Annotated in this window: 13 protein-coding genes; 5 read left to right on the forward strand and 8 right to left on the reverse strand. The window is 71.3% G+C overall.

The window, feature by feature from the left end; genetic code table 11:
- Positions 1-96: 96 nt before the first annotated feature.
- The 3 genes from ACM9LD_RS15915 (at position 97) to ACM9LD_RS15925 (ending at position 3,031) form a co-directional block, all read left to right on the forward strand.
- A complete protein-coding gene (locus ACM9LD_RS15915; RefSeq protein WP_415677563.1) occupies positions 97-915 on the forward strand; it encodes an LLM class F420-dependent oxidoreductase in 819 nt (272 codons plus the stop codon).
- Between the two features lie 26 nt (positions 916-941).
- On the forward strand, positions 942-1,769 hold the full coding sequence (locus ACM9LD_RS15920) for a dienelactone hydrolase family protein (protein WP_415677698.1): 828 nt from the start codon (positions 942-944) through the stop codon (positions 1,767-1,769).
- A gap of 107 nt (positions 1,770-1,876) precedes the next feature.
- Positions 1,877-3,031, forward strand: a complete 1,155-nt coding sequence (locus ACM9LD_RS15925; protein WP_415677564.1) for a GGDEF domain-containing protein — start codon at positions 1,877-1,879, stop codon at positions 3,029-3,031.
- On the opposite strand, the gene ACM9LD_RS15930 is transcribed toward ACM9LD_RS15925, so the two are convergent.
- From ACM9LD_RS15930 to ACM9LD_RS15950, 5 genes are read right to left on the reverse strand one after another with little or no spacing between them, the layout of a single operon-like run.
- Positions 3,028-3,768, reverse strand: coding sequence for a hypothetical protein (locus tag ACM9LD_RS15930; protein ID WP_415677565.1), 741 nt, complete (start codon positions 3,766-3,768; stop codon positions 3,028-3,030). The genes ACM9LD_RS15925 and ACM9LD_RS15930 overlap by 4 nt on opposite strands.
- 2 nt (positions 3,769-3,770) lie before the next feature.
- The gene (locus ACM9LD_RS15935; RefSeq protein ID WP_415677566.1) at positions 3,771-3,926 is read right to left on the reverse strand and encodes a hypothetical protein; all 156 of its coding nucleotides are present in this window, start codon (positions 3,924-3,926) and stop codon (positions 3,771-3,773) included.
- Entirely contained in the window at positions 3,923-6,469 is a 2,547-nt protein-coding gene (locus tag ACM9LD_RS15940) for an ATP-dependent Clp protease ATP-binding subunit (protein ID WP_415677567.1), read from the reverse strand. The genes ACM9LD_RS15935 and ACM9LD_RS15940 overlap by 4 nt, the downstream gene beginning before the upstream one ends.
- 46 nt (positions 6,470-6,515) lie before the next feature.
- Entirely contained in the window at positions 6,516-7,313 is a 798-nt protein-coding gene (locus ACM9LD_RS15945; RefSeq protein ID WP_415677568.1) for a family 1 encapsulin nanocompartment shell protein, read from the reverse strand.
- The gene (locus ACM9LD_RS15950) at positions 7,310-8,347 is read right to left on the reverse strand and encodes a Dyp-type peroxidase (RefSeq protein WP_415677569.1); all 1,038 of its coding nucleotides are present in this window, start codon (positions 8,345-8,347) and stop codon (positions 7,310-7,312) included. Before ACM9LD_RS15950 ends, ACM9LD_RS15945 begins: the two co-directional genes overlap by 4 nt.
- Positions 8,348-8,495: 148 nt before the next feature.
- Here ACM9LD_RS15950 and ACM9LD_RS15955 point away from each other — a divergent pair, with 148 nt between their 5' ends.
- Positions 8,496-8,687: a hypothetical protein gene (locus tag ACM9LD_RS15955; protein ID WP_415677570.1), complete on the forward strand. Its 192-nt coding sequence runs from the start codon at positions 8,496-8,498 to the stop codon at positions 8,685-8,687.
- Positions 8,688-8,711: 24 nt separating this feature from the next.
- Entirely contained in the window at positions 8,712-9,740 is a 1,029-nt protein-coding gene (locus tag ACM9LD_RS15960; protein WP_415677571.1) for an FUSC family protein, read from the forward strand.
- 36 nt (positions 9,741-9,776) lie between these two features.
- Here ACM9LD_RS15960 and ACM9LD_RS15965 read toward each other — a convergent pair whose 3' ends face one another.
- The 3 genes from ACM9LD_RS15965 to arsC all read right to left on the reverse strand — a co-directional run bounded on the left by ACM9LD_RS15965 (position 9,777) and on the right by arsC (position 12,327).
- Entirely contained in the window at positions 9,777-10,955 is a 1,179-nt protein-coding gene (locus ACM9LD_RS15965; protein WP_415677572.1) for an NAD-dependent formate dehydrogenase, read from the reverse strand.
- Between the two features lie 133 nt (positions 10,956-11,088).
- Positions 11,089-11,976 carry a LysR family transcriptional regulator gene (locus tag ACM9LD_RS15970; RefSeq protein ID WP_415677573.1) on the reverse strand — a complete coding sequence of 296 codons (888 nt, stop codon included), beginning with the start codon at positions 11,974-11,976 and terminating at the stop codon, positions 11,089-11,091.
- Between the two features lie 9 nt (positions 11,977-11,985).
- On the reverse strand, positions 11,986-12,327 hold the full coding sequence (gene arsC, locus ACM9LD_RS15975) for an arsenate reductase (glutaredoxin) (protein ID WP_415677574.1): 342 nt from the start codon (positions 12,325-12,327) through the stop codon (positions 11,986-11,988).
- Between the last annotated feature and the right edge of the window lie 44 nt (positions 12,328-12,371).

The following is a 12,371-nucleotide window of genomic DNA, read 5'->3' on the forward strand; positions in this document are numbered from 1 at the left end:
GATCACGGCGCCCGGCCCACCCTGCCGCGCGCCGTGATCTGACGCGCCGTGATCCGAGAGGGAATGGATCCCGCCGTGGGTGGTGTTGCACCGGCCATGACGGCTTTCGGTGAGTTGGGGATCTGGCGCGGCGCCGCACTGGTCGACGGGGCCTTCGCGGCGCGGGCCGAGGAACTGGGCTACGGCACGCTGTGGCTGGGCGGCTCGCCCGGCGGCGACCTGGCGGTGGTCGACCCGCTCCTCGACGCGACCGAGGATCTCGTCGTCGCGACGGGCATCCTCAACATCTGGCAGGACGACGCGCGGTCCGCGGCCGCCGCCTTCCACCGCATCGAGAAGAAGTATCCGGGCCGGTTCGTGCTCGGCATCGGCGCCGGGCACCGCGAGGCCAGTGCCGACTACCGCACCCCGTACCAGGCGCTCGTCGACTACCTGGACGTGCTCGCCGCCGAGGGCGTGCCGAAGGCGCAGACGGTGCTCGCGGCCCTCGGCCCGAAGGTGCTGCGGCTCGCCGCCGACCGCACCGCCGGTGCCCACCCCTACCTGACTTCGCCCGAGCACACGCGCAGCGCGCGCGAGATCCTCGGCGACGGGGTGCTCCTCGCTCCCGAGCAGAAGATCGTGCTCGACGAGGACGACGCCCGCGGCCGCGAGCTGGGCCGCAAGACCGTCGACTTCTATCTCCGGCTGCAGAACTACGTCGCGAACCTGCGGCGCCTCGGATTCGACGATGCCGACCTCGAGCGGCCCGGCAGCGACCGCCTCGTCGACGTCCTCGCGGTGCACGGCGACGGCGACACGGTCGCCGCCGGCGTGCGCGCGCACCTGGACGCCGGCGCCGACCACGTCGCCGTCCAGGCGCTCGGCGACGACCCGTGGCCGGCGTTGGAGGCCGTCGCGCAGCGTCTTCTCTGACAGTCGGGCACGATGGTGCGGTGGACCTGAAAGCAGAAGCCGCCGCCAACCTCACCGACTTCACGAAGGAGTCGTTCACCGACGTCGGGGTGACCCACGACGTCTACCGGAAGGGCACGGGTCCGGCGGTGATCGTGATCGCCGAGATCCCCGGGATCACCCCCAAGGTGCTCGACTTCGCCCGGAAGGTCGTCGACGCCGGATTCACGGCCGTGCTGCCGCACCTCTTCGGCACGCCCGGCCTGGATGCCGCGAACCCGAAGGCGATCGGCTACGCGGGGACCGCGAAGAGCATGGCGAAGCTCGCCGCGAACCTGTGCGTCAGCCGCGAGTTCACCATCCTCGCCACGGGTAAGTCCTCGCCCGTGGTGACCTGGCTGCGCGCCCTCGCGCGGCAGGAACACGAGCGCTGCGGCGGGCGGGGCGTGGGCGCGGTCGGTATGTGCTTCACCGGCGGCTTCGCGCTCGGCATGGCCGTCGACGACGTCATGCTCGCTCCCGTGCTCAGCCAGCCGTCGCTGCCCTTCCGGCCCATCCCCGGAACCGGCCGCACCATCGACATCTCGCCGCAGGACCTGGACACCGTGAAGGTTCGGTGCGCGAAGCAGGGGCTGAAGGTGATGGGCCTGCGGTTCAAGGGCGACTTCATGGTGCCCGGCGAGCGCTTCGACTTCCTCCGAGAGCAGCTGGGCGACGGCTTCATCGCCGTCGAGATCGACGACGCGGACGCCAACCCCGAAGCCCTGACGCCGCCCCACTCGGTGCTCACCGAGCACCTCATCGACGAGCCCGGCCAGCCCACCCGCCAGGCCCTCGACGACGTCATCCAGCTCTTCCGCGACACCTTGGTCTGAGTCGGCCGTGACAGGTTCCCGCTGGTCGGGCGAACCTTCCCATAACGGTCAAGAAAACTTTTACGTGTCATTACCAAGCGTTTACCTTTGCTACCCTCGGCGCCATCATGGAGACCTCCGGTAGCCACCCCGACGGCAACGCCGACGAGCTCGGGCTGGCGTTCAATCGGCTGAGGCGTCACGCGGTCGTCAGCGACGTCGTCTGGCGCTACTCGGTGGCCGGCTTCACCCTGTGCGTCGGAGTCTTCGGCGCCGTCATGATCTTCACCCCCGAGGGGGCGGGTGACTCGACCGCCCGGGCGGTCGCGCTCGCCCTGCTCTGCCTGACGGGGGTCCCCGCCGCCATCGCCGTCAGTCGCTTTCCGATCACGTCCCTGTGGTGGAATCCGTGCCCGCGCCGGAAGATGATCAGCAGGGTGTTCGTCCTGTACGCGGACGTCGTGGTGTCCAGCATCCTGGTCCTGTACGAGAGCCCGGCCGCGGCGCTGGCGGGAACCGTGCTGTTCGCGACCGTCGGCGCCTACGCGGCGCACTTCCTGACGACGCGCGCCCTGGCGCTGCATCTCGCCTTCTCCAGCATCGTCATCATCTACCTGGGGATTCGTGTGATCCAGGTGTACGGCGCGACCCCGCTCGCCGTGAGCGCCCAGGTCGCGGTGAGCATCCTCGGGATCGGCGGTGTCGTGATCCTCAACTACCTGTACACCTGGCAGCTCAAGCAACTGATCCGGGCGAGCCTGACGGCCTCGTCGACCGACGCGATGACCGGACTGCTCAACCGGACCGGGTTCCGGGATTCGGTCGATGAGCTGATGCGGTCGACGGTCGGGCGGTTCTCGGTGTGCATGATCGACGTCGACCGGTTCAAGCACGTCAACGACGCCTACGGGCATCTGGCGGGCGATGCCGCGCTCCGGGCGGTGGCGGTCGCGCTGCAGCGATCGGCCCTCCGGGAGTCGTTGGTCGCCAGAGTCGGCGGGGACGAATTCGCCGTCGTGTCGCCCCTGAGTGCGCCCGCCGTGGCGGCGGTCCTGCACGACGTGCAGGAGCGACTGCCCACGCTGGCGGGCGGCGAACGGATGTCGTTCAGCGCGGGCATCGCCTCGGTACTGCTCCCGGAGCCCGCGGTGTTACGGACCTTCGACGACCGGAGCAGGTTCTTCGTCTCGGTCATCGAGTCGGCGGACGGTTCCCTCCGGCGGAGCAAGGAGTCGGGTGGCGGCCGCACGACCGTCCATCGCGACGACCACCCCTCGGGCTAGCTGGACGGCCGCCCGCCGATGAGGTCGTCCCAGCGTTGCCGGACGGGACCCCAGCGCGCGGCGAACTCCCGGTCACGCCGCCGGGCCCGGTCCGTCTTCGCGGGGGAGTAGAACCACCGGGCCCAGGGTGCGGTCGGGCGGGCGATCCGGGCGGCGGCGACCCACGCCACCGGCCAGGCGAACAGCCCGACGAGGGCCGTCGGGTACTTGCCCTTGAGCGCGGTCACGGCGACGAGCAACAGGTGCGCCACGAGCAGCGTGGCGACGCCGCCCCGAACCCACCGCTCGGTGTCGCCCAGCCCGGGGACGTTCGCGGGGGAGACCCCGACCACGGCCAGCCCGACGCAGGCCGCCGCCAGCGTCACCACGTTGACGGACAGCTGCCCCTCCTGCGACCAGTACACGTCCTTGAGGTGGAAGATCATCGCGAACTCATCGAGCACGAGCGACGCGCCCACGCCGACGAGCAGCGCGGCGAGGTAGGCCCACGGCGCGCGCCCGGCGGCGCCCACGGCGGTGAACGCGCCGGCCACGAGCAGAACCATCCCGGGAGTGGAGTGGTGCAGGTGCACCCCGCCGCTGCTCAGGTTGTGGAACGGACCGCGACCGGCGCGGATCATCCGCGTGACGGACCGCGTCGCGACGAAGGTCACCACGAACGCGACGAAACTCAGTAGGAGCGGCCCCTTCCCGGCGCCGATCACCTCGAGCCGCCACCACGCGTCGAACCAGCTCACCCCTAGGAGATGCCCTCCTCCTCGGCGATGACGTTCTCGCCGTCGTCATCGAGGTCGGCGCCCACGGCCTCGCGGGCGTCGAGCTCCGCCTGCTGCGCCTCGGCGGCGGCCTCGTCCGGCGTCTCGGCCAGCGAGGACAGATCGTCGTTGTCGCTCATGCCTTCTCCTTCTCCGATTCCTTCGCGTCGTCCGCGGGCAGGGAGCCCTCGGACACCGACCCGTCGGCGTGCTTCTCCACGACCGACAGCACGAGGCCGTCGTCGTCGGCGTCCACGCGGACGGTGTCTCCGGTGCGGACGTCGCCGCGCAGCAGCATCGACGACAGGCGGTTGTCGAGCTCCTTCTGCACCGTGCGGCGCAGCGGGCGCGCGCCGAACTGGGGCTGGAAGCCCTCGTCGGCCAGCCAGTCCTCCGCCGTCGTCGTCACGTCCAGCTCCACGTCCTGGGCGCGCAGCAGGCGTCGGGTGCCGTCGAGGATCAGCTCCACGATGTTGCGCAGTTGCGCCTTGTCGAGGCGGTGGAAGATCACCGTGTCGTCGATGCGGTTGAGGAACTCCGGCCGGAAGTGCGCCCGCAGCCGGTCCTTGACCTGGGGGATGACCGACTCGAAGTCGTCCTCCGGCGCGTCCAGGATCAGGTCGGCGCCGATGTTCGACGTCAGGATCACGATCGTGTTCTTGAAGTCGACGGTGCGGCCCTGCGCGTCGGTTACGCGGCCGTCGTCGAGCAGCTGCAGCAGCACGTTGAAGACGTCCGGATGGGCCTTCTCGACCTCGTCGAAGAGGATCACGGAGTAGGGCTGGCGCCGCACCTTGTCGGTGAGCTGCCCGGCCTCCTCGTAGCCCACGTAGCCGGGAGGGGCGCCCACGAGGCGCGAGACGGTGTGCTTCTCCTGGAACTCGCTCATGTCGAACCGGATCAGCCGGTCCTCGTCGCCGAAGACGGTGGCGGCCAGCGCCTTCGCGAGCTCCGTCTTGCCGACGCCCGTCGGGCCGAGGAACAGGAAAGAGCCGATGGGCCGGCCGGGGTCCTTGAGCCCGGCGCGGGCGCGGCGCACGGCCTCGGAGACGGCGAGCACGGCCTCGTCCTGGCCGATCACGCGGTCGTGCAGGTCGTCCTCGAGGCGCAGCAGCTTCTCCCGCTCCTCGGAGGTCAGGTCCGCCACGGGGATGCCGGTGCGCCGCGAGACGACCTCCGCGATGTCGACGACGGTGACCTCCGGCTCGGCCTCGCCGCCGCCCGCGGCCGCGAGCCGCTCCTCGGCGTCGGCGATCTTCTCCTTGAGCTCGTCGGCGGCCTTGTAGTCCTCGCCCTCGACGGCGCTGTCCTTCTCGCGGCGCAGCGCGCCGAGCTCGTCCTCGATCGAGCGGGTGTCGGCGTCGGGGGTCTTGGTGCGCAGGCGGACCCGTGCGCCGGCCTGGTCGACGAGGTCGATCGCCTTGTCCGGCATGAACCGGTCGGTGATGTAGCGGTCCGAGAGCTCCGCGGCGGCGACGAGGGCGGCGTCCTCGTAGCGCACCTGGTGGTGCTCCTCGTAGACGTCGATGAGGCCGCGCAGGATCTCGATGGTGTCGTCCACCGAGGGCTCGCTGACCATCACCGGCTGGAAGCGGCGTTCGAGGGCGGCGTCCTTCTCGATGTACTTGCGGTACTCGTCGATGGTGGTGGCGCCGATGGCGTGCAGCTCGCCCCGCGCGAGCGCGGGCTTGAGCATGTTGCCGGCGTCCATGGAGCCCTCGCCGCCACCGCCCGCGCCGATGATGGTGTGCAGCTCGTCGATGAACACCACGAGCTCGTCCGAGTGCTCGCGCACCTCGTCGAGCACCTTGGTCAGCCGTTCCTCGAACTCGCCGCGGTACTTGCTGCCCGCGACCATGGAGCTCACGTCGAGGGCGATCACGCGCCGTCCGGCGAGCGTCTTCGGCACGTCGTCGTTGACGATCCGCTGCGCCAGGCCCTCGACGATGGCCGTCTTGCCGACGCCGGGGTCGCCGATGAGCACCGGATTGTTCTTGCGGCGGCGGGAGAGGATCTCGATGGTCTGCTCGATCTCCTCGGCGCGGCCGACCACGGGATCGACCTTGCCCGCGCGGGCCTCGGCGGTGAGGTCGCGACCGTACTCGTCGAGCGTCGGCGTCGTGCTCTCCTGCTGCGGGGCCTGCCCGGCGGTGCCGGCCTTGCCGGGCTTCCCCGCCTTGCCGGGCTTGCCCGGGGTCTGGCCGGCGGCCATGCCCCCGCCGGAGAGCGCCTGTGCGGCAACGGTGTCGGGGTTGTCGGCGATGCCGAGCAGGATGTGCTCGGGCCCGACGTAGGACTGCCCGTTCTGCGCGGCGTGCTGCTGCGCCACCCGCAGCGCTCGCCGCGACGCGGGGCTCAGCGACGGTGCGCCGTCCATGGTGGACGGGTTCGCGCTCGCCTGCGCGGCGGCCTGCATCGCGGCGGCCACCTTGTCGGGGTCCAGCTTGAGCCGGACGAGCACGTCCCGCGTGGGCTCGTTCATCGCGGCCGCGTAGAGCAGGTGCTCGGGGGTGATCTCCGGGGTGTCCCAGTCGGACGCCGCCACCTGCGCCTCGGCGAGCAGAGTCTTCGCCTGCTCGTTGAGCAGGCGGTTCAGGTCCACGCGCGCCGTCGCGGGCCTCCCCACCGAATTGCCGAAGAACCGCTGGAAGATGTCGTCGAAAACGCCGTCGAGTTCGCTCATGGGGGTGCCTTTCTTCGGTTATCGGTGGGGAGGGTGGAGCGGTGTTCTAGGAGGTCAGCGGGGCCGACGCCTCCGCGGTGTAGGCCAGGAACGTGAAGGTCTCCTGCAGGTACAGCTGCACCGTCGTCGCGTCGTGGCTGAGGTAGCCGATCTCCACGTCGGTGCCCAGCCGCAGCTCGTAGTCGCCGCCGCGGGTGGTGAGCACGAAGCCGCCGTCGATCGCGGGCGCCCAGATGATCTCGCCGTCCACCAGCCGCTTGAGCTGCTCGCGGATCGGGTAGCCGTGGTCGGTGGTCTCGCTGATCGAGGTGTAGACGTCGGCCGAGAGCAGCACCGAGTACGGCCCGTCGACGCCCGCGAGCCGCAGGTCCTCCAGCGCGCTCGCGACGGCGTCGGGCACGTCGATCGGGTCACTCGGCAGCGCGATGGCCTTGTTGGACGAGGAGGCGCGCAGTCCGGCGATCGACGCGGCGGCGTAGCCCTCGAAGACGGCGCGGTCCTCGGCGTAGGCGAGCTGCTTCGCGGCGGCTTTCACCGGGTCCCAGTCGGCGTCCTGCGCGCCGCGTTCCACGGAGTCGACGGCGTCGCGGGAGACGGTGAAGGGGACGCGCAGCCGCACCAGCGGCCGGCTCTCGCGCAGCTGCGCCTGCACGCCCTCGGCGGGGCCGTCGACCGGCAGCAGGCGACCGGTGCCGACCGCGGCGGCCTCGGGCCCGTCGGGGCCGGTGACGTCGACGACGCGGCGGCCGGCGATGTTCCGCTTGAACGTGCGGGAGGCCTCGGTCTCGATCTCCTCCCAGGCCTCGGGGGTGACGGGTGCGAGGTGACGGTGCAGGTTGTTCATCGTGTGCCTTCCTTGAGGCCGCCGATGCCGAGCGAGCCCTCGGTATGGGCGGAGATGGTCGTTGCGGTCGGTTCCGCCGACGGTGCGCCGTCGGCGGCGGGGAGGTCGGGCGGCGCGTCCAGCCAGTCGCCCGACGGGGTGAAGAACAGGCATCCCGTGTGCGCGGTCGAGAAGTCGAGGATCCGGTCGGTATTGCCCGCCGGGGAGCCGATGAACATGTTGTGCAGCATCTGTTCCGTGACGCCGGGGTCACGCGAGTAGCCGATGAAGTAGGTGCCGAACTCGCCCTTGCCGAGCTCGCCGAAGGGCATGTTCTGCCGCACGATCTGCAGCTGCTCACCGCTGGAGTCCTCGATCACGTTGAGCGCGATGTGCGAGTTCGCCGGCTTCACGTCGTCGGCCATCTCGATGTCCTCGAGCTTGCTCCGCCCGATCACGCGCTCCTGCTCCTCGACGGAGAGCGCGCGCCACGCGGCCATGTCGTGCAGGTACTTCTGCACGTGCACGTAGCTGCCGCCGGCGAAATCGGGATCCTCGTCGCCGATCGCGGTGGCGGCGACGGCCGCTGCGCCGGCGGGGTTCTCGGTGCCGTCGACGAAGCCGAGCAGGTCGCGGTCGTCGAAGAACCGGAAGCCGTGCACCTCGTCGACCACGGTGACCGCGTCGCCGAGCGCCTCGAGGATCCGCCAGGACAGCTCGAAGCACATGTCCAGGGTGCTCGCCTTGACGTGGAACAGGATGTCGCCGGGGGTCGACGGTGCGCGGTGCCGCGGACCGTCGAGCGGGGCGAACGGGTGCAGGCCCTTCGGCTTGGGCCCGGAGAACAGCCGGTCCCAGGCGTCGGAGCCGAACGAGGTGGTGAGCGAGAGAAGCTTCTCGGGGTACCGGAAGCCCACCGAGCGGGTGAGCCCGGAGAGGTTGTCGAGGGCGTCGTGGACGTCGCCCTCGCGGCCCCGCTCGATCGTCACCACGACGAACATCGCGGCTTGGGTCAACGGCGAGATCACTACTTGATTCGGGACCACGTTTTTCACCCTAACTCAGGTCTGGACGGTGCGGTGGGGAAGAACGATCGGCGCAGCGGGACGCGAAAAGCCGCGCGTGCGATGATGGTCCGTGCCCCGTCGTCGAATCCGATTCGACGGTAATGGGTGGTGTTCACAGGACCGGAGGGAGTCGAAGATGACGTGGATCGTAGTGGTGGTACTGGCGGTGGCAGCGCTCGCGGGCGTCGTCGCCGCGTGCGTGATCTCCACGCCCCGCCGGCCCGCCTCGGATGCCACCTACACCACCAACGCGCTCCTCGCCGCCGGCGCGGTCAGCGGCGCCGCCGTGTGCGCGATCCTCGCCGCGGTGTTCGCCGCGTACGCCTGACCCCGCGTGCGGCGTCCGGCTCGGATGAGTCTTCCTGAGCGCTACCGCCCGGACCTGCGCGACGGCGGCCACGCCCTCCGTGTCGCGATCGCGCTCCTCGTCCCGGGCCTGGTGCTCATCGCCTGGGGGCGTCCCGAGCTGCTGATCTACGCCGAGTTCGGTGCCTTCGCGGGCATGTACGGGCGGGGCGAGCAGGGCCGGCCGCGGATCGTGCACCAGGTGCAGGCCGGCGGCCTGCTCATCGCCGGGGAGGCGCTCGGGATCACCCTGGCGCACCATCAGGCACCACCCTGGGTGCTGGTGGCCGTCGGCGTCGTCTTCGCCACCGTCTGCTCCGTCCTGTCCGATGCGGTGCGGCTGCGCCCCGCCGGACCGTTCTTCTTCCTGTTCGCGATGGGCGCGACCGCGACCCTCCCGGCGGGCCTCGCCCCGCCCTGGCAGGCGCTGGCGATCTGCGCCGCGACGGTGGTCTTCGCCATCGTCGTCGGCGCGATCGGCCGGCCCGATCCCTTCCGGGGCCGCCCCTGGTGGGACGGCATCGCGATGGTCCTCCGGCGCCCCGCGCCCGGGGTGGGCATCCACGCGCTGCGCTACGCCCTCGCCGTCGGCATCGCGGGCACCGCGGGCGTGCTGATCGGCGTCGACCACGCCAATTGGGCGATGGCCGCCGCCGCCGTCCCGCTCGCGGTGATCGACGCGGGCCGGCCCTCCGACGCGGAGACGGGGCTGGTGATCACCCGCGCGACGCACCGCACCATCGGGACCTTCGTGGGGCTCGCCGTGGCCGCGGCGCTGTTGGCGCTGGACCCCGGGCCCACCGCGCTGGCGCTCGTGGCGATCGCGCTGCTGTTCCCGACGGAGCTCTACATGGCGCGGCACTACGCCGTCGCGATCGGCTTCTTCACCCCGCTGATCATGCTGATGACCGAGCTGGCCGACCCCACCGATCCGGTGCGGATGCTGCTCTACCGCGGCGTCGACACCGTGATCGGCGTGGTGGTCGGGGTCGCCGTCGCGCTCCTGGTGCGCAGCCCGGCGGAGCGGCGCGGCTGAGCCGCCGCCCGGGCCGGGGCCGCGCACCGTCGGCGATCAGACCTGCGCGCCCGGGCTCGCGGAACCGTCGGACGTGTACGAGCTCGCGCCCACGCCCGCCAGTGCGCCGCCATCGACGATGAGGTACTCGTCGCGGATCGCCGACCCCGCGAAGAAGTCCTCGAGGATCTCGCGGGTGCCCGCGGCGTACCGGGCCTGCGCGGAGAGCGTGGTGCCGGAGACGTGCGGGGTCATGGCGTGGTGCGGCATGGTGCGCCACGGGTGATCGACGGCCGGCGGCTGCGGGAACCAGACGTCGCCGGCGTAGCCCGCGAGCTGTCCGGACTCGAGCGCGGCGACGACGTCGTCGCGGACCACGATCTCGGCGCGCGCGGTGTTCACGATGTACGAGCCGCGGCGCATCGTCGACAGCAACTCGGCGTCGAACATGTGGTACGTCTTCGGGTGCAGCGGGGCGTGGATGTCCACGACGTCCACCGAGCGCACCAGCGACTCCACCGACTCGTGATAGGTCAGGTTCAACTCCTGCTCGAGCTCCAGCGGCAGGCGGCGGGTGTCGAAGTAGTGCAGCCGCACGCCGAAGGGGGCGAGGCGTCGCATGACGGCCTGGCCGATGCGGCCGGCGGCGATGATGCCCACATCCATGCCCTCGAGGTCGTACGCGCGCTCGACGCAGTCGGCGATGTTCCAGCCGCCCTCGACGACCCACTTGTACGAGGGCACGAAGTTGCGGACCAGCGTGAGGATCTGCATCACGGCGTGCTCGGCGACGCTGATCGAGTTGCTGTAGGTGACCTCGGCGACGGTGATGCCGGCCTTGATGGCGGCGTCCAGGTCGACGTGGTCGGAGCCGATGCCTGCGGTGAGCGCCAGCTTGAGGTTCGGGGCCTTCGCGATGCGCTCGGCGGAGAGGTACGCGGGCCAGAAGGGCTGCGAGATGACGACCTCGGCCTCGGCCAGGTGCCGCTCGAACTCGGGGCCGTCCTTCTCCGACGTGACGATCAGCTCGTGGCCGGCCGCCTCGAGGTACTTCCGCAGGCCCAGCTCGCCGGAGACGCAGCCGAGCAGCTCGCCCGGCGTGAAGTCGATCGCGGCGGGGGAGGGGATGGTCTGCCCGCCGGGGTAGGCCTCGATCATCGGGATGGAATCGCGGGCGTACTCGGGCGGGTAGCCCGTCACCGGGTCGGGGTACAGGACACACAGGATCTTCGCCATGACTACTCCTTGAATGGGCGAGGGGGAGAATGGATTTCGTCCCTCTGCATCCACTGTCGCGCGTCCCGTCGCGCGCGTCCAATACGGGGATCCGCTCGCCCGATAGGCGCCGCCGATCACCGCAGGCGGGCGCTCAGTCGGCGCGGTGCGCGCTCTCCGCCAGGGCGCGCGCGAGGGGCGACTCCGGTTCGCTCGCGCTCCGCACCAGGGCCACGGAGGTGGCGAGATCCTCCGTGCCCTCCAGCTCGACGGTCCGCGTCCCCGACGGTGCGCGGTACGTCGCGATCCACGCGCGCGGGACGATCGACGCCCAGCGACCGGCGCCCACCATGGCGAGGAGCGTCGCCACCGAGTCCGCCTCGAGCCGCGGCGAGAGCCGCACCCCGTGCGCCCGCGCTGCGGCGTCGACGAGGTCGCGCCCGTGCATGCCCTCGTGCAGCAGGCACATCGGCAGCTGCGCGGCGTCCGCCCACGAACAAGGTCCGTCACCGTCGGGGAGGAGATCCTCGCGCGCGAGGAGGGCGAGCCGGTCGGTGTACAGCGTCGTCACGGACAGATCGCGGACGTCGACGCCCTCGGGGTAGATGATGCCGGCGTCCAGCTCGAACCGGCGGATGCGCTCGACCACGTCGGCGGAGCGCAGGCCGGCCCACACCCGGACCCGGACCAGCGGGTGGGCGGCGCAGAACGGGTCGGTGAGCAGCGCCGCGGAGGTGGCGGCCGCGGGGATCACACCGAGGCTCAGCTCCCCGGTGAGGCCCGTGCGCAGGGCGGTGACCTCGTGCTCCAGGGCGTCGCGGTCGGCGAGGATGCGGCGCGCCCAGGGCACGAGCCGCTCGCCCTCGGGGGTCAGTCCCTCGAAGGAGGAGCCGCGCAGCACGAGCGGCACCTTGAGCTCGTGCTCGAGCTTGCGGATCGCCTCGGACAGCGCCGGCTGGGAGACGTAGCAGGCGCTGGCCGCGCGCGCGAAGTGCCGCTCGCGCGCGAGGGCGACGAAGTACTCGAGCTGCCGGAAGAGCATCGCCCTTCGCTACAGGATCTCGTCGACGGCCTCGGTGGGCCGCGCCATGCGCGTGCCCTTGGCGGTCACCACGAAGGGGCGCTCGATGAGCTTCGGGTGCGCGACCATCGCGTCGAGCAGGGCGTCGTCGGTCGCGTCGGCGAGGCCGAGCTCCTTGTACTCCGCCTCGCGGGTGCGGACGGCCTGCCGGACGGTGAGCCCCGCGTCGGCGATCAGCTTCGTCAGCTCCGCCTTCGACGGCACCTGGTCGAGGTACTTGACCACCGTCACCGTCGCGCCGGCCTCCTCCAGCCGGGCCAGCGCCTGGCGGGACTTGGTGCAGCGGGGGTTGTGGTAGATCGTCGCGTCCATACCGGCCAATCTAGTCCGTGACGAACGAAGGCGGCGGTCACGGG

Source organism: Tsukamurella hominis, from assembly GCF_965137015.1.
In the GTDB taxonomy this organism is placed as follows: Bacteria; Actinomycetota; Actinomycetes; order Mycobacteriales; family Mycobacteriaceae; genus Tsukamurella; species Tsukamurella hominis.